Consider the following 22380-nt stretch of genomic DNA (forward strand, 5'->3'; position numbering starts at 1 on the left):
CGGTGGGATCAGGCGCGTTTCTGGAAGCGGGCGTAGTAGAAGCCATCATGATCGGTAGGCAGACCCGACGGCGAACCGGTTGGCAGGCTGGCCGTTTCAGGCGCCTTCGTACCGGGCAGCAGTTGTCCCGGCGCTTGCAATCGTATCGCATCTGGTAGCTGCGCACCAAACCAGAGCGCCTGCTCCTCGCCTTCCGTTGGGAAAATAGAACAGGTCACGTACACCAGGATGCCGCCCGGCTTCAGCAGCGGCCAAAGTTGAGACACGATGCGACGCTGCTCATTGACGAGGCGCGCGATATCTGTCTCGCGGCGCAGCCAGCGGATATCGGGATGGCGCCGCACGATGCCCGACGCCGAGCACGGCACGTCCGCCAGGATGCGGTCGAACGGCTGGCCGTCCCACCAGTCCTGGGGTCGGCTCGCGTCGCCGACGATCACGTTGGCGCGCTGGCCCAGGCGGGCAAGGTTTTCGTGGATGCGGGCGGCGCGTTGCGCGTCGCTCTCCACGGCGGTGACGTCGATGTCGGCCAGCTCCAGCAGGTGGCCGGTCTTGCCGCCGGGGGCCGCGCAGGCATCGAGCACGCGCATGCCATCAGACAATTCGCAAAGGGGCGCGGCCAGTTGCGCGCCGGCGTCCTGCACCGACACATCGCCTTCGGCAAAGCCGGGCACCTGCGAGACCGGGAACGCGCGGACCAGCCGCACCGCCTGCTCGCCCACGACCGTGCCGGCCATGCCGGCGTTGGCCAGTTCAGTCAGATACTCCGGCACCGACATGCGCTGCGTGTTCACGCGCAGCGTCATCGGCGGCCGGGCGTTGACGCTCTCCGCCAACGTAGTCCACTGGTCCGGGTACGCCTTGCGCAGCTGCGCCAGCCACCAGGACGGCAGGTTGTAGCGCGCTTCCTCGTCCTGGTTGACGGTCTGCATCAGTTGCTGACGTTCACGCAAAAAGCGGCGCAGCACCGCGTTCACCAGGCCGCGCGCGTGGGCGGTCTTCGGCTCGGATGCGGCCGCGCTGACGGCCTGGTCGACCACGGTGAAATCGCTGTAGCCACCGCGCCCGACCTTGCTGGCATCGCCCTCCTCGCCTTCCAGCAGCAGCGCCAGGGCCACGGCCAGCAGGGAATCGACGAGCGCGCCGGGCGGGCGCGTGACCAGTTCGGTGACCAGCGCGCGCGTGGTGCCGAACTGGCGCACGGTGCGATAGGCCAGGTCCTGCACGGCGCCGCGCGTGGCGGCGTCGCGCACGCGGTCGAGCCGCAGGTGCGTGGCGACGTCTTCGATGGCCTGCGGCAGGGCCGTGCCTTCATTGACGCCGCGTACCGCCGCGGCGGCGCCGAGCATCTGGAAGGCAAGTGAATCGTGTTGCAGGCGCATGGAATACGAGAATTCTGAAAATGCTATGAATGACAGTGACCGGCACGGCGTGCCGATCACAAAAAAAGCCCGCCGGTTCCGGGGAACACAGCGGGCAGTTTACCCGGACTCGGGGCGCGCGGCCGGCCTCAGGCGGGATAGGTGCCCGTCTGCGCCATGTGCATCAGCCGCGCAACGCGCTCCTCGGTGGCCGGGTGGGTCGAGAACAGGTTGGCGATGCCGCCGCCCGAGAGCGGGTTCATGATCATCATCTGCGCCGTGGCCGGGTGCGCCTCGGCGGCCTGGAACGGGATGCCCTGCGCGTAGCGGTGGATCTTGTCCAGCGCGCTGGCCAGCGCCTGCGGGTCGCCGCTGATCTCGGCGCCGCCCCGGTCGGCCTCGAATTCACGCGCCCGGGAAATCGCCATCTGGATCAGCGAGGCCGCCAGCGGGGCCAGGATCGCCACGGCGATGCTGGCGATCGGATTGGACCGATTGCCGTTCTCGTCGCGCCCGCCGAAGAACATCGCCATGTTGGCCAACGCCGAGATCGCACCGGCCATCGTGGCCGCGATGGTCGAGGTCAGGATATCGCGGTGCTTCACGTGCGCCAGTTCGTGCGCCATCACGCCGCGCAGCTCGCGGTCAGACAGCACGCGCAGGATGCCCGTGGTGGCCGCCACCGCCGCGTGCTCGGGGTTACGCCCCGTGGCAAACGCGTTCGGCGCGTCCTCGTTGATCAGGTACACACGCGGCATCGGCAGCCCGGCGCGCTGGGACAGCTCCTGCACCATGTTGTAGAACTGCGGCGCCGTGCCGGCGTCCACTTCCTGCGCGTTGTACATGCGCAGGACCATTTTGTCCGAGAACCAGTAGGAAAAGAAATTCATGCCCAGCGCGATCAACAGCGCGAACATCATCCCGCTGCGGCCCCCGATCATGCCCCCGATGACGATGAACAGCGCCGTGATGGCGGCCATCAACATGAAGGTCTTGACCCAGTTGAACATGGAAAAGTCTCCCAAATCGACAATCGACGTACATCCCCGCGTACCCGCCCCTGCGGGACGCGTTGACGGTTAGATCGGGACCGATTGCCGGAAATTCAATGTCCGTAGCAGGGTTTTTGCAGACGGATGTGGAGATTGAATCACGCCGGCACGAGGCAGCGCGTGCCCGGCGGCAGCGGCTGGCCCTGCAGGAACTGTTGCGCCGGCTGGCGGCGGCCGCCCGGCTTCTGGAGTTCGGTGACCTGGAGCGCGCTGCCCTCGCCGCAGGCGATGATCACGCCGCTGGCGTCGGCCGCCAGCACAGTGCCGGGCGGGTGCGGCAGCGGCGTCGAGCTGGCCAGCGGCAGCGCCTGCCAGCACTTGATGACGGTGTCGCCCACCTGCACCGTGGCCCCGGGGAAGGGGTTGAAGGCGCGCACCTGGCCGGCCAGCGCCGTGGCCGGGCGGCGCAGGTCGAGCGGCGCTTCATCCTTGGCGATCTTCTCGGCATAGGTCACGCCGGCCCCGGGCTGGGGCGTGGCGGCCAGCGGCTGGCCGGCCGCCAGTTGCTGCAGCGCCGCGACGATCATCCGCCCGCCCAGCGCCGCCAGCGTGTCATGGAGCGTGCCGGTGGTGTCCAGCGGGCCGATCGGCACGGCCTCGCGGGAGAGCATGCCACCCGTGTCGAGCCCTTCGTCCATCTGCATCAGCGTGATGCCGGTCTCGGCATCACCGGCCTCGATGGCGCGGTGGATCGGCGCCGCGCCGCGCCAGCGCGGCAGCAGCGAGGCGTGGATGTTCAGGCACCCATGGCGCGGCAGCGTCAGCACCTCGGCCGGCAGGATCAGGCCGTAGGCGGCCACCACCATGACATCGGGCGCCGTCGCCGCCAGCGCATCGACAGCCGCGCCGGCTTCCTCGGGATATTTGCCCTGGCGGCGCAGCGAGCGCGGCTGCAGTACCGGCCCGAGGCCGGCATCGAGCGCGAATTGCTTGACCGGGCTAGCCTGCAATTGCATGCCGCGCCCCGCCGGGCGGTCCGGCTGGGTCAGCACGGCCACCACCGGGAAGCCTGCGGCGTGGATGGCCTCCAGGGCGACGCGCGCGAATTCCGGGGTGCCGGCAAAGGCAACGCGTAGTGGCTGGGCTTGGGTCATGGCAGGGTTCCGCGATAAAAACGCCACCGGCCGCATGGTGGCGGCCGGGTGCATTGGGTGCTTCGGAGGGGTTAACGATAGCAGACGGCGCCGGCGCGGCGGCACCGCTGTTACATCCGCGAACGGACGCGCTTCTGGAGCTTCTGCTTGATGCGGGTGACCTTGAGCGGCGACAGGTACTCGACGAACACCTTGCCCATCAGGTGATCCATCTCGTGCTGTATACATACAGCGAGCAGATCGTCGGCATCGAGTTCGAAGGCTTCGCCCTTTTCGTTCAGCGCGCGTACGCGCACGCGGTCCGGGCGCTCCACGCGGTCGTAGACCTCGGGCACGGACAGGCAGCCCTCTTCCCAGACCTTGCGGTTGTCGCTGGCCCAGACGATTTCCGGGTTGATGAAGACCTGGAGGGCGTCGCGCGTCTCGGAGAGGTCGATCACGATCACGCGCTCGTGCACATCCACCTGCGTGGCGGCCAGGCCGATGCCCGGCGCTTCGTACATGGTTTCGGCCATGTCGCGCACCAGCGTGCGGATGCGGTCATCCACCACCTCCACGGGCTTGGCCACTTTGTGCAGGCGGGGATCGGGGTAGGTGAGGATGTCGAGTTTTGCCATGATGCTCGGGCGCAACGCCAGGTGCTGTCTACTGCCCGGCCGCGTTGCGGCGACGGGTGTTTACATGCAGAATCGGGGCGCAAGTACAAAAAATCAAGGCGGGCCGCAGCAGGCACGCTCTCTAGGGTCAATCCGGTCGCTACACCGACCGGTTCACGAAAATGCGCGATCTTACCAAAGAACAAGCGGCGTCGGGCCGCAGGCTGCACGCGTTCACCCTTCTCATGCTAAGTGTCGCCGGCATCACTGCCGGGGCGGGCATGACCGTCCAGGCCGCAGACCTCAGTGTCTCGCCGGCGCAGCAGGCGCAAGCCGACCGGACGGCACAGCAAGGCATTCCAGTTGCCGATCTGGCGCCCAGCGCGCCGGGCCAGTACACGGTGCGCTCCGGCGACACCCTGTGGGGCATCTCGGGCCGCTTCCTGCGCCAGCCCTGGCGCTGGCCCGAGCTGTGGGGCATGAACAAGCAGCAGATCCGCAATCCCCACCTGATCTATCCGGGCCAGACCCTGTATCTGGTCACCCGCGATGGCCGCGCCTACCTGAGCACGACCGCACCGGGCGGCGCGAGTGGCGATGGCCGCCTCTCGCCGCGCATGCGGGGCGAAGGCGCCGATGGCGACGCGATCCTGAGCATTCCGGCGGCCGACATCGAGCCGTTCCTGATCCGCCCGCTGGTGGTGGACAAGGACACCGTCGATACCTCGGCGCGCCTCGTGGCCCTGCCCGATGCCCGTGTCTACATGGGCCGTGGCGATACCGGCTACGCGCGCGGCATTGGCCCCGGCGATGCCTCCATCGGCAGCGACTGGCAGGCCTTCAAGCCGGCCTTGCCGGTGCGTGATCCGATCACCAACAAGGTGATTGGCTTCGAGGCCGAATACCAGGGCAGCGTGCGCGTCTCGCGTCCGCCCGAGGGCCCGGACGCCGTGACCACGGTGCAGGCCACTCAGTCGCTGCAGGAAATGGGCCCCGGCACACTGCTGCTGCCCCAGCCCCCGCGCGAGCTGGTGCGCTATGTGCCGCACGCGCCCGAGACCGACGTGAATGCCCGCATCGCAGCCGTATATGGCGGCGTGCAGTACGGCGGCGCCAAGCAGGTGGTGGTGCTGAACGTGGGCACCGATGCCGGGCTCGAGCCGGGCCATGTGCTGGCGCTCTCGCGTGACGGCGGTCTGGTCAAGGATCCGACGGACAGCAATCGCACCATCCGCCTGCCCGACGACCGTTACGGGCTGGCCTATGTGTATCGCGTGTTCCCGGGTATCTCGTACGCGCTGGTCACCGATGCCACGAACCTGATGAAGGTTGGCGACATCGCCACGACGCCACGTTGACCGGTTGGCGCGCGTCGGAGGGCGCGCAAGTCTCCGGGCCGGCCCTGGGCAAGGATGCGGGGCTGGCCGACGTTGCGGCGTGGCTGCGGCTGATCGCCACGCCAGGACTGAGCGCAGCGGCCGCGCGCCGGCTGCTGGGCGCGTTCGGCCTGCCGTCGGCGGTGCTGGCGCAGCCCGCTGCCCGACTGCATGGGCTGGTGCCGCCCGCCATCGCCCAAATCCTGACCGCCCCGCCCGATGCCACGCTGGCCGCGCTGATCGCGCGTACCGAGGCATGGCTTGCCGTACCCAACCATCACCTCGTCACGCTCGCCGATGGCGATTACCCGGCGCGGCTGCTCGACCTCGCCGATCCCCCGCTCCTCCTCCACGTCAATGGCCGGCGCGATGCGCTGGCAGCGCCGTCCATCGGCATCGTCGGCGCGCGCAAGGCCACCGTGCAGGGGGCGAAGGACGCCCACGCGTTTGCCGCTGCCCTGTCCGGGGCGGGATTCACGGTGGTGTCCGGCCTCGCGCTCGGTATCGATGCAGCGGCCCATGCGGGGGCGATGTCCGGCGCCGGCGGCACGATTGCCGTCATCGGCACGGGTATCGATGTGGTGTATCCGGCACGCCATCACGCGCTGGCGCATGAGATCGTCGACCGAGGCGGCGCCATCCTCAGCGAATTTCCCCTTGGAACGCCGCCGGTGAGCCACCACTTCCCCAAGCGGAACCGGCTGATCGCGGCACTGGGCCAGGGCGTGCTGGTGGTCGAGGCGGCCGAGCGGTCGGGGTCGCTGATCACGGCGCGGCTGGCGTCGGAGTTGGGGCGCGAGGTGTTCGCGATACCCGGGTCGATCCACGCGCCGCTCTCGAAAGGCTGTCACCGGTTGATCCGGCAGGGCGCCAAGCTGGTGGAAAGCCTCGAGGACATCGTGGAGGAGTTTCCCGACCTCGCCCCGTCATCGGCCAGACCCGCCGGGGCGGAGGTTGCCGACCCCCGCCCGACCCCCGCCGACGCATTCGGCGCCGCCCTCGCCTATGATCCTGTGACACTCGACGCCTTGTGCGCCTGCAGCGGAATGTCGGCGGATGCGGCGTCGGCAGCGCTTTTACAGCTGGAACTGGCCGGCGCGGCGGAGCGATTACCGGGCAACCGCTACCGGCGGCTCGGGTAAGGGGCGCCAAACTCTATACAATCTGCCGGCATTGCCGCGGCTGGTGCCGTAGGCTGCTCATGTTTTCGACTGCCATGACCGTTTACTTTCCCGAACAAGACGCCGCGGCGCTGCGCCAGGCGTTGGCCGCGCGGCCAGCGGGCCGGCTGGTGGCCTGCCTGTGCGCGGACTGGTGCGGGACGTGCAAGGACTATATGAGTGGCTTTGCGGCGCTGGCAGCGCGCTATCCCGGCGACTGCTTTGTCTGGATCGATATCGAGACCCACGCCGACCGGCTCGGCGAGGACATCGACATTGAGAATTTTCCGACGGTGCTGATCCAGCCCGTGGCCGGCGGCGATCCGCATTTTTACGGCACGGTGCTGCCTCATCTGGAAGTGTTGGAGCGAATGCTGGACCGTGGGGCGTCGATGCCCGCGGCCGCATCGGAAATTCCCGAAGTGCTCGACTGGTTACTCGAGAGCCACCCCGGCTGATGCCATGTGCTGCCTGAGCCTCAGGCGGCGTTTGCTTGCACCGCCGACGGATGCGCGCTTATTATTGGCGCCTCAAAGCCCAGGCGTGCTGTTTACATAATTAGCAGTGCCAATCAAGAGGCGCTGGCTTCCCCTGGAGGGGGCCGTGCCGCAAGGACCCGTTCAATGTCTAAAGCCCTCATCATCGCGGAAAAGCCATCGGTCGCCGCCGATATCGCGCGCGCCCTCGGGGGCTTTACCAAGCACGACGAGTACTTCGAGAGCGACGACTACGTGCTGTCTTCAGCCGTGGGCCACCTCGTGGAGATTGCCGCGCCGGACGACTACGAGGTCAAGCGCGGCAAGTGGAGCTTCGCCAATCTGCCGGTGATTCCGCCGCACTTCGACCTGCGCCCGATCCAGAAGACCGAATCGCGGCTGAAGGTGCTGAACCGGCTGATCAAGCGCAAGGACGTGACCGGCCTGATCAACGCCTGCGATGCGGGGCGCGAGGGGGAACTGATCTTCCGCCTGATCGCGCAACAGGCCAAGGCCAAGCAGCCGGTGCGCCGGCTGTGGCTGCAGTCGATGACGCCGCAGGCCATCCGCGACGGGTTTGCGCAGTTGCGCGACGACCTGGAAATGATGCCGCTGGCCGATGCCGCGCGCTGCCGGTCGGAGGCCGATTGGCTGGTCGGCATCAACGGCACGCGGGCGATGACCGCGTTCAACAGCAAGGGCGGCGGTTTTTTCCTGACCACGGTGGGCCGGGTGCAGACCCCGACGCTGTCGATCGTGGTGGAGCGCGAGGAGAAGATCAAGCACTTCGTGGCGCGCGACTACTGGGAAGTGCACGCCGAGTTCATCGCCGCCAAGGGCCTCTATGAAGGCCGCTGGTTCGACCCGAAGTTCAAGAAGAACGAGTTCGACCCCGAGGCGCGCGAGGCGCGCCTGTGGAGCGAGGCCGAGGCCAAGAGCATCGTGGCCGCCTGCCGCGACAAGCCGGGCACCGTCACCGAGGAATCGAAGCCGTCGACGCAGCAGTCGCCGGCACTGTTCGACCTGACCACGCTCCAGCGCGAGGCCAACTCGCGTTTCGGCTTCTCCGCCAAGAACACGCTGGGTCTGGCCCAGGCGCTGTACGAGAAGCACAAGGTGCTGACGTACCCGCGTACCGACGCCCGCGCGCTGCCCGAGGACTACCTGGAGACGGTCAAGGAGACCATGGGCATGCTGGCCGACAGCTCGCCCAACTACCTGACCCACGCCAAGAAGATCCTGGCCAGCGGCTGGGTGAAGCCGAACAAGAAGATCTTCGACAACAGCAAGATCAGCGATCACTTCGCCATCATCCCGACGCTGCAGGCGCCCAAGAACCTGTCCGAGCCCGAGCAGAAGCTGTATGACCTGGTGGTGCGCCGCTTCCTGGCGGTGTTCTTCCCGGCTGCCGAGTTCCAGGTGACCACCCGTATCACCGAGGTGGCGGGCCATCACTTCAAGACCGAGGGCAAGGTCCTGGTCAACCCGGGCTGGCTGGTGATCTATGGCCGCGAGGCGCAGGGCAAGGACGACAAGGACGCCAACCTGGTGCCGGTGGACAAGGGCGAGCGCGTCAAGACCGACAAGGTCGAGTCCGTCGGCCTGACCACGCGCCCGCCGGCGCGCTACAACGAAGCCACGCTGCTCTCGGCGATGGAAGGCGCGGGCAAGCTCGTCGACGACGACGCGCTGCGCGAGGCCATGGCAGGCAAGGGCCTCGGCACGCCGGCCACGCGCGCAGCCATCATCGAAGGGCTGCTGACCGAGAAGTACCTCGTGCGCGAGGGCCGCGAACTGATCCCGACCGCCAAGGCGTTCCAGCTCATGACGCTGCTGCGCGGCCTGGGCGTGCTCGAACTGACGCAGGCCGAGCTGACCGGCGAGTGGGAGCACAAGCTGTCGCAGATCGAGCGCGGCCGGCTCAAGCGCGACGAATTCATGCGTGAGATCGCGCAGATGACGCAGCAGATCGTCAAGCGCGCCAAGGAATACGACAGCGACACCATTCCGGGCGACTACGCCACGCTGGACACCCCGTGCCCGCAGTGCGGCGGCCAGGTCAAGGAGAACTACCGCCGCTTTGCCTGCACCGCGTGCGAGTTCTCGATCAGCAAGATCCCGGGCGGCCGCCAGTTCGAGATCGAGGAAGTCGAGGAACTGCTGCTGAAGAAGGAAATTGGTCCGCTGCAGGGCTTCCGCAGCAAGATGGGCCGGCCGTTCGCGGCCATCCTGAAGCTGGCCAAGGGCGACGACGGCAACTGGAAGATGGAGTTCGACTTCGGCCAGAACGACGATGACGCCGATGGCGAGCCGATCGACTTCAGCGCCCAGACCCCGGTGGGGTCGTGCCCGAAGTGCAGCGGCGCGGTCTACGAGCACGGCATGAAGTACGTCTGCGAGAATGCCGTAGGCAGCGAGAAGACCTGCGATTTCACCACCGGCAAGATCATCCTGCAGCAGGAAATCTCGCGCGAGCAGATCGGCAAGCTGCTGACGGCCGGCAAGACAGACCTGCTAACCGGCTTCAAGTCGTCCCGCACGGGCCGCAACTTCAAGGCGTTCCTGGTGAAGCAGCCGGACGGCAAGATTGGCTTCGAGTTCGAGGTACGTGAGCCGAAGGCTGGCGCCAAGGGCGCCGCAGCCAAGACCGCCAAGGGGGCCAAGGCCACTGAAGCGGCCGAAGGTGCCGCGACAGAAGCCGCCACGGCCAAGCCGGCGGCGAAGAAGGTAGCCGCGAAGAAGGCGCCCGCCAAGAAGGCTGCAACGAAGACCGCGACCAAGACCGCCGCCGCCAAGACCCCGGCCGCCAAGAAGACCCGCGCCGCCACCAAGGCGACGGCCGACGCCGAAGAGTAAAAGCCCGCGCGGCGCGAGCCGGGCGGGCTTTCTTCGAGCGACGAAGGCAGGCAACGCGGCGGAATCAGACCGCCAGCACCTCCAGGCGCTTGCCCAACTGGTGGAACGCCGCTTCGATCTGTTCGATCTTGGACGAGTGGCGCAGATCCAGCAGTCGGTCGACTTGCGGCATATGCAGCGCCAGCCGCCGCGCCAGTTCCGCCTTGCGCACCCCTTGGGTCAGCAACTCGTTTGCCAGTTGGACCTTGGCCGCGACAAGCGCGGGCAGCACCACGGTGCGTTGGCCTCGCTTTGGCTTCGAGCCTCGCGGAATAATGCGCTTCTCCTGGAAATAGATCTCGAAAGCCGCCTCGAGGGCGTCGAGGCCCTCCACGAGCGCGTCCGCTTCATCCTCGCCAACCGAGGTCGCTTCGGGAACGTCGGGGAAAGTGACAAGCAATGTGCCGTTGTCATCCGGCGTGAGGTTGACTGGGTACGCGTACATTTGGGGCCTCCCCGCTTACTTGATACCGAGCTGCTTCTTGATGGCTTCGACCAGTCCCGTGCCCATTTCCTTGGAACCATGGTCCGGAAAGATGGTGGTCCTGCCACGGAGCGTCACCCGGTAGTGGCTCGAGCCGCTTCGGTGCCGCTCAAACGTGGCACCTTGCTGGCGCAGCCATTTCCGAAACTCGCTGTATTTCATGCGCCTCCAGATGCGTCGGGAGGTGTGCATGGTACAACACAAATGTTGTGTTTTGTTGTGAAATTCTACAACATTTTTGTTGCGTTTTGGGTGGCGTGTTTCGAGTCGCGTTTGACTACGGCTTCTGTCCGCTGGCTTCGCCGGCCCGCTTCGTGCCTTCCTCGAGCAGGAAGTCGATGAAGGCGCGCACCTTGGTCGGCAGGAACTTGCGGCTGGGGTAGACCACGCTCACGTCGCGGCGCGGGAGTTGGTATTGGGGCAGGATGTGCGTGAGGCGGCCGGCTTCGATGTTGGGACGGGCCAGGTAGGAGGACAGCATGGCGATGCCCATATTGGCCAGCGCGGCCTGGTGGGCCAGTTCGGCGTTGCTGCACAGCAGGCCCGGCCGGATCGCGACCGTGACGTCGCCTTCGGGGCCGGAGAGCGTCCATTCGTGCTCGGCCGTCGGCAGCCGCATGGCGATGCAGCGGTGGTTGGCGAGGTCCTGGGCATTACGCAGCGGTGGGTGCGCGCGCAGGTAGCCGGGCGAGGCACACAGGATGACTTCGGCCGAAATCAGCGGCCGTGCCACGAGGTGCGAGCCGAGACCCAGGTCGGACAGCATCACACCAACATCCCGGCCTTCTTCCACGATATCGACGATACGGTCCGAGAGCAGCACGTCGAACACCACGTCCGGGTAGAGCTGCTGGAAGCGTTCCAGGGTCTGCGGCAGCAGGTGGAGGCCGAACATGACCGGCGCCACCAGCCGCAGCGTGCCCGAGAGCGACTGGCTGCGCGCCGTGACCACCGATTCGGCTTCTTCCACATCCTCGAGGATCTGGCCGCAGCGCTGGAGGTAGGTTTCGCCGGCGTCCGTCAGCGAGAGGCTGCGGGTGGTGCGGTTCAGCAGCCGGGTGCCCAGGTGGCTTTCCAGGTCCGCCACATAGCGCGTGACCACGGCATTGGACATTTCCAATTGCTGCGCCGCACGTGCAAAACTGCCAAGTTCCACCACCTTGGCGAAGACGCGCATCGATTGAAGCCGATCCATGACATAGTCTCCCGATTCACCCGTGAACTTTTACACGATCCGGGGGATTTATTGTGAAAAGCACAATCAATCATTGTGGATGGCAATATTTATTCATATCAGGGGAATGCCTAATATCGCATCACCTGATGCCGCATCGCAACATCCACATTCCGAGCGCTGGCATCCACGAAAAACGAAAGGATTTGCCATGAAGCGCCAATTTGCCCTGACCGTTGCCCTGGTTGCCGCCCTCTCCGCCGCCCCGGCGTTCGCCAAGACCTCGTTCGACCCGTACACCGACGGCGCCAAGTCCACCAGGTTCGACTCGTTCACCGACGGTGCCCGCACCGGCAAGTTCGATTCGTTCGGTGAAGGCGCCCGCACTGGCAAGTTCGACTCCTTCGGCGAAGGCGCCCGTGCTGGCAACTTCGACGTCTACACCGACGGCGCCGCGCTCTGATCTGAGCCCGCCAGTCGCCAAAAAGCCCGTACCTGACCGGTACGGGCTTTTTGTTTATGCGCGCGATGTTTGCTGCGCGCCATGGAAAAACGGGCCCGAAGGCCCGTTTTTTCGTTTCCAGCCAACGACTTAGTCGTCGTGGCGATGGCCACGGTGGCGATGCTTGCTCTTCTTGTAGTAGCGGCGATCGTCGTCGTAGGAGTTGCTGCGCGAGACGTTGCCGCCCAGCGCCGCACCGGCCGCGCCGCCCAGGCCGGCACCCACCAGGCCGCCCGTACGACCGCCCATGGCATTGCCGGCCGCCGTGCCGGCGCCGCCACCCAGGGCGCCGCCGATGATGGCACCGGTGCGTTCGCGCTTGCTGGAGGTCAGCGCGCCGCCGGCGCCGCCGCCCACCGCGCCGCCGATCACGGAGCCGGTGCTACCGCCCAGCGCGCCGCCCACGGCAGCGCCAGCCACGCCGCCCAGACCACCGCCGAGTGCATTGTTCAGGTCACCCCCTGCAAACGCCGGCAGCGCAGCCGCGGAGAGGGCAAGGGCCAGAGTGAGGGTGCGAAGATGGCGAGACATCGTGTTTTCCTTTATCAGTCGTGCATCTGGAACCGGAGTGTAGAGAACGAGCCCTGCCGTTGCTGTAACCAGTTGTGAGGCCCTGTAACCCGCTCCAGAAACGGTATCTATTGGTTAAAAATCGCGGTGTAAACACAACACCCGATTACCGGGGATGAAAAAAGCGACCCCGTAGGGTCGCTTTCGTCACGTCATGATGGATGACGTCAGCAGCACTTGCCCTGCCCGCCGCCGTACCGCGCTTCCTGGCGTTCGCGGAAGAATTCCTCGTACGTCATCGGCGCGCGGTCCGGGTGGGTGGACTCCATATGGGCCACGTAGGTCTGGTAGTCGGGCAGCCCGACCATCAGCCGCAGCGACTGGCCGAGGTAGCGGCCCATGGTCCCGATTTGATCCAGCATGGTGGCCTCCTGTGGATGGCGATTGGGTTGCGTACTCAGTGCTGCGCGGCCGAGGTGCCGGCCGGCAGCGGCTCGAACGGCGTCTCGCTGTCCGTGCGCTTGGTGATGCCGCGTGCCGCCATGGCCGTCTTGAAGCCGTAGAAGACAATCGACAGCACCACGAACATGAACAGCGCGCACAGGCCGGCGTCCAGGTAGTCGTTGAAGACGATGCGGTGCATCTGCTCCATCGTCTTGGCCGGCGCCAGGACCTTGCCCTGGGCGATGGCGTCGCTGAACTTGGCCGCGTGGGTCAGGAAGCCGACCTTCGGATCGGCATCGAACAGCTTCTGCCAGCCGGCGGTCAGCGTGCAGATCAGCAGCCACACGGTCGGCAGCGCGGTCACCCACGCGTACTGGCCGCGCTTCATCTTCACCAGCACGCAGGTGCCCAGCACCAGTGCCACGGCAGCCAGCATCTGGTTGGAGATGCCGAACAGCGGCCACAGCGTGTTGATGCCGCCCAGCGGATCGACCACGCCCTGGTACAGGAAGTAACCCCAGGCCGCCACGGTCAGCGCGGTGGCGATCAGGTTGGCCGGCAGCGAGTCCGTGCGGCGCATGGACGGCACGAAGCTGCCCAGCAGATCCTGCAGCATGAAGCGGCCGGCGCGGGTGCCCGCGTCCACGGCGGTCAGGATGAACAGGGCTTCGAACAGGATGGCGAAGTGGTACCAGAACGCCATCATGGCCTGGCCGCCCACCACCTGATGCAGGATGTGGGCGATACCCACGGCCAGCGTCGGCGCACCGCCGGCGCGCGAGATGATCGTGTTCTCGCCGACATTCCTGGCGGTCTCGATCAGCACGTCAGGGGTGATGACAAAGCCCCACGTCGACACGACCTGGGCCACGGCTTCCGGCGTCGTGCCGATCACGGCCGCCGGGCTGTTCATCGCGAAGTACACGCCCGGCTCGATCACCGAGGCGGCCACCAGCGCCATGATGGCGACGAAGGACTCGGCCAGCATCGCACCGTAGCCGATGAAGCGCGCGTGCGACTCGTTCTCCAGCAGCTTGGGCGTGGTGCCCGACGAGATCAGCGCGTGGAAGCCCGACACCGCGCCGCAGGCGATGGTGATGAAGAGGAACGGGAACAGGTTGCCCGACCACACCGGCCCGCCACCCTGGGCGAACTGCGTGAACGCCGGCATCTTGAGTTCCGGCGCGACGATCACGATGCCGATGGCCAGCGCGATGATCGTGCCGATCTTCAGGAACGTGGACAGATAGTCACGCGGCGCCAGCAGCAGCCACACCGGCAGCACGGCGGCGATGAAGCCGTAGATGATCAGCATCCACGTCAGGGCCTTGCCGTCGTAGGTGAACAGCGGCGCCAGCGTGGCGCTCTCGTGCACGTACTGGCCGCCGATGATGGCCAGCATCAGCAGCACGAAGCCGATGACGGAGACCTCGCCGATACGGCCCGGGCGGATGTAGCGGGTGTAGATGCCCATGAACAGCGCGATGGGGATGGTCACCGCCACAGTGAACGTGCCCCACGGCGAGCCGGCCAGCGCCTTCACCACGATCAGCGCCAGCACCGCCAGGATGATGATCATGATCATGAAGCAGCCGAACAGCGCGATCATGCCGGGCACCGTGCCCATCTCGGACTTGACCAGGTCGCCCAGCGAGCGGCCGTCGCGGCGCGTGGAGATGAACAGGATCATGAAGTCCTGCACCGCCCCGGCGAACACCACGCCGGCCAGGATCCACAGCATGCCGGGCATGTAGCCCATCTGCGCGGCCAGCACCGGGCCGACCAGCGGGCCGGCGCCGGCAATCGCGGCGAAGTGGTGGCCGAACAGCACCGCCTTGTTGGTCGGCACGTAGTCCAGGCCGTCGTTGTGGCGCCACGCGGGCGTCATGCGTTTGGGGTCGAGCTGCATCACCTTGTCGGCGATGAAGCGGCTGTAGTAGCGGTACGCGATCAGGTAGATGCAGAGCGCGGCAACCACGATCCACAGTGCACTGACGGCTTCCCCGCGCGACAGCGCGACGGTGGCGAAGGCAAACGCGCCGAGCACGGCGACGGCCAGCCACAACAGGTGTTGTCCGATGCGATTCATGTTGAAGGGTCTCCTCAGACCGGATATGAAAAACCTGGCGACGCGGATGGCGGGCAGAGTGGGTGGTGCCGGGGCGGCGGCGGACGATCCTGCGAGGAAAGGGGGTCTCCTGGATGTCTGCGGCGTGCCCGGTCTGTTCTCGTCTGTTCCGGATCTGGTCGGCAGGCAGGAGCGCACCGAACCGTGGGCGCGGCGCGCTGACTGCAACGGATTGTGCAGCGCAGGGGCGCACCGCCAATCCGGCGTGTAGTATTGACACCCGCTCCAGCCGGCACAAGCGCGTAACTACGCAACGGGCTTGCGTAGTACTACGTAAGGCCACGCTGCCATGCGGCCTCGCCGGCCTCGGTGTTTACCCCCGATCCAGATGAAACTCCGCCAGAAGATCCTGTTGCTCGCCGTGGCGCCGCTTGCGGTGGCCATGTTCGGCATCGCCTTGGCCGTGCGCTATCAGGCCACCGCGCTGGCCCGCCACGAGCGCGCGCTGGTGGAGGCGGCCTACCTCCAGAGCAAGGAAGTGGAGCTGCGCCACTACGTGGAACTGGCGCAGAGCGCCATTGCGCCGATGGTCGATTCCGGCCGCAACGATGCCGAGACCCGCCGCGCCGCCATGGAGGCGCTGGCGCGGCTCGACTACGGCCCGGACGGCTACTTCTTCCTCTATGACCTCCAGGGCCGAAACCTGATGCACCCGCGCCAGCCCGAACTGGTCGGCCAGGATTTGTGGCTGATGCGTGACCCGCAGGGCGCGCTGACCATCCAGCAGTTGATCATGGCGGCCAAGGCCGGCGGCGGCGCCGTGCGCTACCAGTGGAAGAAACCGTCCTCGCAGCAACTCGCCCCGAAGCTCGGCTACGTCGTGGCCGTGCCGGCGTGGAACTGGATGCTCGGCACCGGCATTTATCTCGACGATGTGGAGCGTACGCTACGCCAGCTCGACGCCCGGGCCGAGACCGACATCCGCGAGACCATGGCGTGGATCGGCGTGATTGCCGGCATCAGCATCCTGCTGGTGGCGGCGAGCGGCCTCGCCCTCAATGTGAGCGACCACCGCGAGGCGGACGCCAAGCTCCATCAGCTGGCCCGGCGCGTGGTGCAGTCGCAGGAGGAGGAGCGCGCGCGGCTTTCGCGCGAGCTGCACGATGGCATCAGCCAGTTGCTGGTGTCGGTGAAGCTGGTGCTCGAGGCCGCCACGAACCGCCTGAAGCTGGCGCCGACCGAGGGCGCCTCGGTGGCGCCCGTGCTGGGCATGGCGCTGAACCGGCTCGACTCGGTGTTCAACGAGGTGCGACGGGTGGCGCGCAACCTGCGCCCCGCCCTGCTCGACGACCTGGGTTTGTTCGCCGCACTGCAGCACCTGGCGCGCGAGATGCAGGCCGGCAGCACGCTGGAGATCCACGTCACCCAGACCGGCCAGCCTTGTGAACTGGCCGACGAGCAGGCCACCGCGCTGTTCCGCATCGCCCAGGAGGCGCTGACCAACGTGGAGCGCCACGCGCATGCGCGGCGTGTGGAGGTGGCGCTCACCTTTGAAGACAAGCTCACGCGGCTGACGGTGCGTGACGACGGCACGGGCTTCGACGTCGCCCGCATGCAGTCAGACCCGCAGCGCGGCATCGGGCTGCGCAACCTGCGCGAGCGCATGGCTGCGCTCGACGGGCAGTTTGTGCTGAGTTCCTCGCCGGCCGGCACCCGGCTGGTGGCCACGCTGCCCACGCGTCTTCCAGCCCAACCGCCCGCCCCAGCCCCCGTATCGGAAATTTCGCAGTCATGACCGCTTCGCACGACGACGCCACGACCTCCCCGGCGTCTCCCTCCGCCCCCGCACTCGCCACGCCGGCCCGCGTGCTGTTGATCGACGACCACGCGCTGGTGCGCGACGGCATGCGCATGCACCTGACGCTCCAGCCGGGGCTCGAAGTGGTGGGCGAGGCCGATGACGGCGAGGCGGCGCTCGGCTGGCTGGCCGCCGCCGGCCCCGGGCGGCGCCCGGACCTCGTGATCACCGACATCGGCATGCGCGGCATGGGCGGCATCGCGCTGGCTGGCGCGCTGCACGACCGCTATCCGGAACTCGCCGTGCTGATCGTGTCGATGCACGACAACCTCGAATACGTGCGTCAGGCGATGCGTGCCGGCGCGCGCGGCTACGTGCTCAAGGACGCCCCGGCCGACGAATTGCTGGCCGCCATCCAGGCCGTGCTGGCCGGGCGCGTGTTCTACAGCGCCCGGATCGCGCGCGGCATGGCCGAGCAGACCGTGGGACCGGTGGACGCGCTCACGCCACGCGAGCGAGACATCCTGGCCGGCATCGGCCGGGGGCTGGCCAACAAGGAAATTGCCGCGCAACTCGGCGTGTCGGTGCGGACGGTGGAGACCCACCGCCTCAACCTCAAGCGCAAGCTCGGCATCGAGGGCCGCGCCGGGCTGGTGAAGTACGCCGTGCAATCGCTCGCCGGCGAGCAGGACGGCAACTAGCCCTTCTCCCCCGGCTTTTCCTCCGCCTTCCCAGCTTCTTTCCTGCCATCCGACTGCGGCCTGCCGCACGCGGAATCGGGTATCCCCTACATTGTTGGCGCGATGCCTGTTGCCTAACATTCAGACAACTGAAGGTCGGGGGAAATGTCTCATATTGTCCGCACGTGCATGCTGCGGACCCTTCCCACTGCCTCGCGCTACCTCTTTCCTTCCACTGTTCTCAACCGTGCGTGCAGGCGCCTTGCCTGCGCGCGCGGGTGTCCGTGCGGTTCGTCGATTGGTTCATCCAATACAGATAATGGGGAGACAGTCATGGCAGCAAGGCAGAAAGGCAGCGCGGTATCGCGACGCAAGTTCATGGGTGGTGCCGGCGCCGCCGCCGTGGGCACCGCGACGATGGGCTTCCCTGCCATCGTCAAGGCGCAAGGCCCCGTGACGATGCGTTGGCAGAGCACCTGGCCCACCAAGGATATTTTTCACGAGTTCGCGGGTGACTTCGTCAAGAAGGTCAACGACATGTCCGGCGGCGAACTCAAGATCGAGCTGCTACCGGCGGGCGCCGTGGTCAAGGCGTTCGATCTGATCGACGCCGTCAGCAAGGGCACCCTCGACGGCGGCCACGGCGTGATTGCCTACTGGTACGGCAAGAACTCGGCGCTCGCGCTGTGGGGCTCGGGGCCGGCCTGGGGCATGGACCCGAACATGCTGCTGGCCTGGCACAAGTTCGGTGGCGGCAAGGAGCTGCAGGAGGAGATCTACCGCAGCCTGAACCTCGACGTGGTGTCCTTCCTCTACGGTCCCATGCCCACGCAGCCGCTGGGCTGGTTCAAGAAGCCGATCACCAAGCCAGAAGACTTCAAGGGGCTCAAGTTCCGCACCGTGGGGCTGTCGATCGACATCTTCACCGGGCTGGGCGCGGCCGTGAACGCGCTGCCCGGCGCCGAGATCGTGCCGGCACTGGACCGTGGCCTGCTGGACGCGGCCGAGTTCAACAACGCGAGTTCGGACCGCGCGCTGGGCTTCCAGGATGTGTCGAAGGTCTGCATGCTGCGCAGCTTCCACCAGTGCTCGGAGCAGTTCGAGATCATCTTCAACAAGAAGCGCTACGACGCCCTGAACCCGAAGCTGCGCGCGCTGATCGCCAACGCCGTGGACGCGAGTTCCGCCGATATGTCGATGAAGGCCATCGACCGCTACTCGAAGGACTACCTGGCGCTGCAGCAACAGGGCGTGAAGTTCTACGCCACGCCCAACTCGGTGCTGCAGGCGCAGCTCAAGGTCTGGGACGACATCGTGGCGCGGAAGGAGAAGGAGAATCCTATGTTCAAGAAGGTGAACGATTCGATGAAGGCGTTCGCGCAGCGCAGCACGCGCTGGCAGAACGACACCAACGTCGACTATCGGATGGCGTCTTCCTACTACTTCGCGCCGAAGAAAGGCTGAGTTCGAGGCTGGGTCCACGCTACAAGGCAGGCGGCGGGCGCGCATGATGGCGCGGGCCCGCCGGCGGCCGTCTTCCTCACCGTTCCCTGAAAAGGCATCTCCGTGCAAAAGCTCCTGTTCGGGATCGACAGGATCAGCACCTTCGTCGGCCAGACCGCGTCGTGGCTGATCGTCGCGCTGACACTGATCATCAGCTACGAGGTTTTCTCCCGCTACGCCTTGGGCACGCCCCATGCGTGGGTGTTCGACGTGAGCAACATGCTCTACGGCGCGCTGTTCATGCTGGCCGGCGCCTACACGCTGGCCAAGCGCGGTCATGTGCGCGGCGACATCCTCTACGGCTTTCTCTCGCCACGCGCGCAGGCAGGCATCGACCTCGTACTTTATTTACTTTTCTTCTTCCCGGGCGTGATCGCGCTGGCCTGGGCCGGTATCGACTTCTTCGAGGTCTCGCTGGCGCAGAACGAGCATTCGTCGATCGCGGCAGACGGGCCGCCCATCTACCCGTTCAAGGCCATGATTCCCGTGGCAGGCGCCTTCCTGCTGCTGCAGGGCGTAGCCGAGGTGATCCGCTGCGTGGTCTGCCTGAAGCAGGGCCGCTGGCCGGCGCGCGAGGATGACGTGGAGGAAGTGGATGTGGACAAGCTGCGCCAGATGGTGAGCAGCGAGGACGTGCTGGCGACACCCGCGTCGCCAGTCGAGCCCGCACCGGCCAAGACTTCGGAAAAATACGAGGGCATCGCGCGATGAGAAAGGAACTGTGGTTCGGCCTGTCGCTGATGATATTGATTGTCGGCGCCGTGTTCGTGTTCATGCCATCGCCCGCGGACTGGACGAACGGCCATCTCGGGCTGCTGATGCTGGCGCTGATCGTGGTGGCGATCATGCTCGGCTTCCCGACCGCCTTTACGCTGATGGGCATGGGGGTGCTGTTCGCCTGGCTCGCGTACCGGCACGCCAATCCCGAGATCGCCGTGGAGCAGACGCTGGACCTGATGGTGCAGCGGGCCTACGCGGTGATGACCAATGACGTGCTGATCTCGATCCCGCTGTTCGTGTTCATGGGCTACCTGGTGGAGCGCGCGAACCTGATCGAGAAGCTGTTCCGCAGCCTGCACCTGGCGCTGGCGTGGATCCCGGGCTCGCTCGCGGTGGCCACGCTGATCACCTGCGCGGTGTTTGCCACGGCCACGGGCATCGTCGGGGCGGTGGTCACGCTGATGGGGCTGCTGGCGTTCCCGGCCATGCTGCGGGCCGGGTACAGCACGTCGGTCTCGGCCGGCGCGGTCACGGCGGGCGGGTGCCTGGGCATCCTGATTCCGCCATCGGTGCTGCTGATTGTCTATGGCGCCACGGCCGGGGTGTCGGTGGTGCAGCTCTACGCGGGCGCATTCTTCCCCGGGCTGCTGCTGGCGGGGCTCTATATCGTTTATGTGATTATGCTGGCGAAGCTGCGGCCGGCGCTGGCGCCGCCGCTGTCGGCCGAGGAGCGCGTGGTGCGCCTCTCGCCGATGGCCACCACGCTGCGCGACACCGTGAGCCGGCGCGCCCTGCCGGCGCTGATGGTGGGGCTCAAGGGCCGGCGCAATGTCGATGTGCCGATGCGCGAGGTGGCGCGCCAGCTCGGCGTGACGCTGATGCCGGCGATCTTCGTGGCGGTGTCGATGAGCCTGATGTACGCGGCCGTGACCTCGCCGCTGGTGGCCGCCGGCGCGGGCGGGCTCGAGGAGATGGGCGCGGTGTCGTCGTCATCGTCATCTTCCGAGGGGGAGGCATCGTTCGACAGTCTCCAGGCCCCTCCCGAAGAAGCCAGCCCGGCGGCCGATGCGCTGACGCCGGCCACGCCCGCCGCGCCGCCCATCGCCCAGATGCCGGCCCCGGCACCCGCCGAGGCCAAGCCGACGCTGGCGAAGCCCGCCGCCGATGGGGCAGCCGATGCCACCGCCGAATCCCGACCCGCCCCCACGTGGTTCTGGGTGACGCTGGCCGTGGTGGCGTTGCTGCTGGTGTATTTCTACTGGCGGTTCGACTTCGCGCGGCTCGAGATCTTCAAGATGCTGCTGTCGTCGTTCTTCCCGCTGGCCGTGATGATCCTGGCGGTGCTGGGGTCCATCGTCTTCGGCCTGGCCACGCCMACCGAGGCGGCGGCGGTCGGCTCGCTCGGCGGCGCCCTGCTGGCCCTGGCGTACGGCCAGCTCAACTACGGCGTGGTGCGCGACTCGGTGTTCCTGACGGCCAAGACCAGCGCGATGGTGTGCTGGCTGTTCGTCGGCTCGTCCATCTTCTCCGCCGCCTTCGCCCTGCTGGGCGGCCAGGCGCTGGTCGAGGAGTGGGTACTGTCCCTGAACCTGACCCCGGTGCAGTTCATGATCCTGGCGCAGGTCATCATCTTCCTGCTCGGCTGGCCGCTGGAATGGACTGAGATCATCATCATTTTCATGCCGATCTTCATCCCGCTGCTGGATAACTTCGGCATCGACCCGCTGTTCTTCGGCCTGCTGGTGGCGCTGAACCTCCAGACGGCCTTCCTCTCCCCGCCAGTGGCGATGGCGGCGTTCTACCTCAAGGGCGTGGCCCCACCCCACGTCACCCTGAACCAGATCTTCGCCGGCATGCTGCCGTTCATGGCGATCCAGATCCTGGCGTTGGCGCTGCTCTATATCTTCCCGGGGATTGGTCTGTGGCTGCCGCAGGTGTTGTATCGGTAGGGGGTGATCGCAATTTCCTTGTTCCTGAGCGGAGTTGCGCCATCTCAATAGTGCGCTGGCGCTGGGTCGGTAGCGTCGGGCCTCTCTTTTCATGGGGGGAATCCGATGGCTCAGGCAGACGAGATGGACGGCTTGCGCGTGGTCATGAGCGCGCCGCAACTGGCGGCGGTGCTGGCGCACCGGTCGATCAGTCCTACGGAGATGATGTCCAACCGCCTATGGGGCGGGCTGGACATCGTCGGCGGTGTGCTGGAAATGGTGGGTGCCGGGGTGCTGTGCATTGCGCCGGAACCGACTGGCGTGACGAAAGCTGGCTGTATCGCGTTCGGCATGCATGGCGCGGACACGGCCTGGCGCGGCATGCGACAAGCCTGGACCGGGCACGACACTGCAACACTGACCCAGCAGGGCGCAACGAAGCTCGCAGAGACCATGCGGGCGCCGCCGGACATGGCCGGCAATATCGGGCTGTCGCTGGATATTGGTGTGGGATTCGGCCTCGCCGGCATGCTGAAGGCCGCGCGGGTGGCGAGCATTA

The 22380-nt window shown here is 66.7% G+C and carries 20 protein-coding genes and 1 pseudogene; 11 read left to right on the forward strand and 10 right to left on the reverse strand.

The genetic code is table 11. The annotated features are described in order from the left end of the window. Positions 1-8: 8 nt before the first annotated feature. The 4 genes from rsmB to def all read right to left on the reverse strand — a co-directional run bounded on the left by rsmB (position 9) and on the right by def (position 4124). Positions 9-1382 (reverse strand): 16S rRNA (cytosine(967)-C(5))-methyltransferase RsmB, encoded by a 1374-nt coding sequence (rsmB, locus tag AC1DP9_RS26295; protein ID WP_092290992.1) that lies wholly within the window; start codon positions 1380-1382, stop codon positions 9-11. A gap of 128 nt (positions 1383-1510) precedes the next feature. Continuing rightward, positions 1511-2371, reverse strand: coding sequence for a zinc metalloprotease HtpX (gene htpX / locus AC1DP9_RS26300; protein ID WP_092290994.1), 861 nt, complete (start codon positions 2369-2371; stop codon positions 1511-1513). A 140-nt stretch (positions 2372-2511) separates the two neighbouring features. Next, the gene (gene fmt, locus AC1DP9_RS26305) at positions 2512-3507 is read right to left on the reverse strand and encodes a methionyl-tRNA formyltransferase (protein ID WP_477108920.1); all 996 of its coding nucleotides are present in this window, start codon (positions 3505-3507) and stop codon (positions 2512-2514) included. Between the two features lie 110 nt (positions 3508-3617). Then, positions 3618-4124: a peptide deformylase gene (def, locus tag AC1DP9_RS26310; protein WP_092290998.1), complete on the reverse strand. Its 507-nt coding sequence runs from the start codon at positions 4122-4124 to the stop codon at positions 3618-3620. Between the two features lie 161 nt (positions 4125-4285). Between def and AC1DP9_RS26315 the strand changes: the two genes are divergently transcribed. The 4 genes from AC1DP9_RS26315 to AC1DP9_RS26330 all read left to right on the forward strand — a co-directional run bounded on the left by AC1DP9_RS26315 (position 4286) and on the right by AC1DP9_RS26330 (position 9971). Then, positions 4286-5461 (forward strand): LysM peptidoglycan-binding domain-containing protein, encoded by a 1176-nt coding sequence (locus AC1DP9_RS26315; protein WP_092291000.1) that lies wholly within the window; start codon positions 4286-4288, stop codon positions 5459-5461. Next, the gene (gene dprA, locus AC1DP9_RS26320) at positions 5458-6621 is read left to right on the forward strand and encodes a DNA-processing protein DprA (RefSeq protein WP_477108921.1); all 1164 of its coding nucleotides are present in this window, start codon (positions 5458-5460) and stop codon (positions 6619-6621) included. The genes AC1DP9_RS26315 and dprA overlap by 4 nt, the downstream gene beginning before the upstream one ends. 74 nt (positions 6622-6695) lie before the next feature. Continuing rightward, entirely contained in the window at positions 6696-7097 is a 402-nt protein-coding gene (locus tag AC1DP9_RS26325; protein WP_149137045.1) for a thioredoxin family protein, read from the forward strand. Between the two features lie 165 nt (positions 7098-7262). Further along, positions 7263-9971 (forward strand): DNA topoisomerase III, encoded by a 2709-nt coding sequence (locus AC1DP9_RS26330; protein ID WP_477108922.1) that lies wholly within the window; start codon positions 7263-7265, stop codon positions 9969-9971. Positions 9972-10035: 64 nt separating this feature from the next. Here the strand turns inward: AC1DP9_RS26330 and AC1DP9_RS26335 are convergent, their stop codons facing one another. The 3 genes from AC1DP9_RS26335 to AC1DP9_RS26345 all read right to left on the reverse strand — a co-directional run bounded on the left by AC1DP9_RS26335 (position 10036) and on the right by AC1DP9_RS26345 (position 11689). Beyond that, complete coding sequence (locus AC1DP9_RS26335; protein ID WP_441591586.1) at positions 10036-10455, reverse strand: type II toxin-antitoxin system HicB family antitoxin; 420 nt, start codon at positions 10453-10455, stop codon at positions 10036-10038. A gap of 15 nt (positions 10456-10470) precedes the next feature. After that, a complete protein-coding gene (locus AC1DP9_RS26340) occupies positions 10471-10656 on the reverse strand; it encodes a type II toxin-antitoxin system HicA family toxin (protein ID WP_441591585.1) in 186 nt (61 codons plus the stop codon). A 115-nt stretch (positions 10657-10771) separates the two neighbouring features. Beyond that, a complete protein-coding gene (locus AC1DP9_RS26345; RefSeq protein WP_441591584.1) occupies positions 10772-11689 on the reverse strand; it encodes a LysR family transcriptional regulator in 918 nt (305 codons plus the stop codon). A gap of 190 nt (positions 11690-11879) precedes the next feature. Here AC1DP9_RS26345 and AC1DP9_RS26350 point away from each other — a divergent pair, with 190 nt between their 5' ends. Beyond that, positions 11880-12131, forward strand: a complete 252-nt coding sequence (locus tag AC1DP9_RS26350) for a hypothetical protein (RefSeq protein ID WP_092291006.1) — start codon at positions 11880-11882, stop codon at positions 12129-12131. A gap of 129 nt (positions 12132-12260) precedes the next feature. Here the strand turns inward: AC1DP9_RS26350 and AC1DP9_RS26355 are convergent, their stop codons facing one another. The 3 genes from AC1DP9_RS26355 to AC1DP9_RS26365 form a co-directional block, all read right to left on the reverse strand. Further along, on the reverse strand, positions 12261-12701 hold the full coding sequence (locus tag AC1DP9_RS26355) for a hypothetical protein (RefSeq protein ID WP_454757432.1): 441 nt from the start codon (positions 12699-12701) through the stop codon (positions 12261-12263). A 206-nt stretch (positions 12702-12907) separates the two neighbouring features. Then, a complete protein-coding gene (locus AC1DP9_RS26360; RefSeq protein WP_092291010.1) occupies positions 12908-13102 on the reverse strand; it encodes a YbdD/YjiX family protein in 195 nt (64 codons plus the stop codon). Between the two features lie 35 nt (positions 13103-13137). Further along, positions 13138-15213, reverse strand: coding sequence for a carbon starvation CstA family protein (locus tag AC1DP9_RS26365; RefSeq protein ID WP_092291012.1), 2076 nt, complete (start codon positions 15211-15213; stop codon positions 13138-13140). A gap of 367 nt (positions 15214-15580) precedes the next feature. Between AC1DP9_RS26365 and AC1DP9_RS26370 the strand changes: the two genes are divergently transcribed. From AC1DP9_RS26370 to AC1DP9_RS26395, 6 genes and pseudogenes are all read left to right on the forward strand, one after another. Continuing rightward, positions 15581-16987 carry a cache domain-containing protein gene (locus tag AC1DP9_RS26370; protein ID WP_441591580.1) on the forward strand — a complete coding sequence of 469 codons (1407 nt, stop codon included), beginning with the start codon at positions 15581-15583 and terminating at the stop codon, positions 16985-16987. Then, positions 16984-17691: a response regulator gene (locus tag AC1DP9_RS26375; RefSeq protein ID WP_255370692.1), complete on the forward strand. Its 708-nt coding sequence runs from the start codon at positions 16984-16986 to the stop codon at positions 17689-17691. Before AC1DP9_RS26370 ends, AC1DP9_RS26375 begins: the two co-directional genes overlap by 4 nt. 312 nt (positions 17692-18003) lie before the next feature. Next, positions 18004-19134 carry a TRAP transporter substrate-binding protein gene (locus tag AC1DP9_RS26380; protein ID WP_092291016.1) on the forward strand — a complete coding sequence of 377 codons (1131 nt, stop codon included), beginning with the start codon at positions 18004-18006 and terminating at the stop codon, positions 19132-19134. A 102-nt stretch (positions 19135-19236) separates the two neighbouring features. After that, positions 19237-19884: a TRAP transporter small permease subunit gene (locus AC1DP9_RS26385; protein WP_477108923.1), complete on the forward strand. Its 648-nt coding sequence runs from the start codon at positions 19237-19239 to the stop codon at positions 19882-19884. Further along, positions 19881-21842, forward strand: a complete 1962-nt coding sequence (locus AC1DP9_RS26390; RefSeq protein ID WP_477108924.1) for a TRAP transporter large permease — start codon at positions 19881-19883, stop codon at positions 21840-21842. The genes AC1DP9_RS26385 and AC1DP9_RS26390 overlap by 4 nt, the downstream gene beginning before the upstream one ends. 105 nt (positions 21843-21947) lie before the next feature. Further along, positions 21948-22380, forward strand: a pseudogene (locus AC1DP9_RS26395) (RNase A-like domain-containing protein); the annotation flags it as partial.

Source organism: Cupriavidus sp. 01L43 (genome assembly GCF_056399925.1).

Coding starts and splice junctions, on each gene's coding strand:
- rsmB (WP_092290992.1), bottom strand. CDS start 1,382: ATGCGCCTGCAACACGATTCACTTGCCTTCCAGATGCTCGGCGCCGCC.
- htpX (WP_092290994.1), bottom strand. CDS start 2,371: ATGTTCAACTGGGTCAAGACCTTCATGTTGATGGCCGCCATCACGGCG.
- fmt (WP_477108920.1), bottom strand. CDS start 3,507: ATGACCCAAGCCCAGCCACTACGCGTTGCCTTTGCCGGCACCCCGGAA.
- def (WP_092290998.1), bottom strand. CDS start 4,124: ATGGCAAAACTCGACATCCTCACCTACCCCGATCCCCGCCTGCACAAA.
- AC1DP9_RS26315 (WP_092291000.1), top strand. CDS start 4,286: ATGCGCGATCTTACCAAAGAACAAGCGGCGTCGGGCCGCAGGCTGCAC.
- AC1DP9_RS26325 (WP_149137045.1), top strand. CDS start 6,696: ATGACCGTTTACTTTCCCGAACAAGACGCCGCGGCGCTGCGCCAGGCG.
- AC1DP9_RS26330 (WP_477108922.1), top strand. CDS start 7,263: ATGTCTAAAGCCCTCATCATCGCGGAAAAGCCATCGGTCGCCGCCGAT.
- AC1DP9_RS26335 (WP_441591586.1), bottom strand. CDS start 10,455: ATGTACGCGTACCCAGTCAACCTCACGCCGGATGACAACGGCACATTG.
- AC1DP9_RS26340 (WP_441591585.1), bottom strand. CDS start 10,656: ATGAAATACAGCGAGTTTCGGAAATGGCTGCGCCAGCAAGGTGCCACG.
- AC1DP9_RS26345 (WP_441591584.1), bottom strand. CDS start 11,689: ATGGATCGGCTTCAATCGATGCGCGTCTTCGCCAAGGTGGTGGAACTT.
- AC1DP9_RS26350 (WP_092291006.1), top strand. CDS start 11,880: ATGAAGCGCCAATTTGCCCTGACCGTTGCCCTGGTTGCCGCCCTCTCC.
- AC1DP9_RS26355 (WP_454757432.1), bottom strand. CDS start 12,701: ATGTCTCGCCATCTTCGCACCCTCACTCTGGCCCTTGCCCTCTCCGCG.
- AC1DP9_RS26360 (WP_092291010.1), bottom strand. CDS start 13,102: ATGCTGGATCAAATCGGGACCATGGGCCGCTACCTCGGCCAGTCGCTG.
- AC1DP9_RS26365 (WP_092291012.1), bottom strand. CDS start 15,213: ATGAATCGCATCGGACAACACCTGTTGTGGCTGGCCGTCGCCGTGCTC.
- AC1DP9_RS26370 (WP_441591580.1), top strand. CDS start 15,581: ATGAAACTCCGCCAGAAGATCCTGTTGCTCGCCGTGGCGCCGCTTGCG.
- AC1DP9_RS26375 (WP_255370692.1), top strand. CDS start 16,984: ATGACCGCTTCGCACGACGACGCCACGACCTCCCCGGCGTCTCCCTCC.
- AC1DP9_RS26380 (WP_092291016.1), top strand. CDS start 18,004: ATGGCAGCAAGGCAGAAAGGCAGCGCGGTATCGCGACGCAAGTTCATG.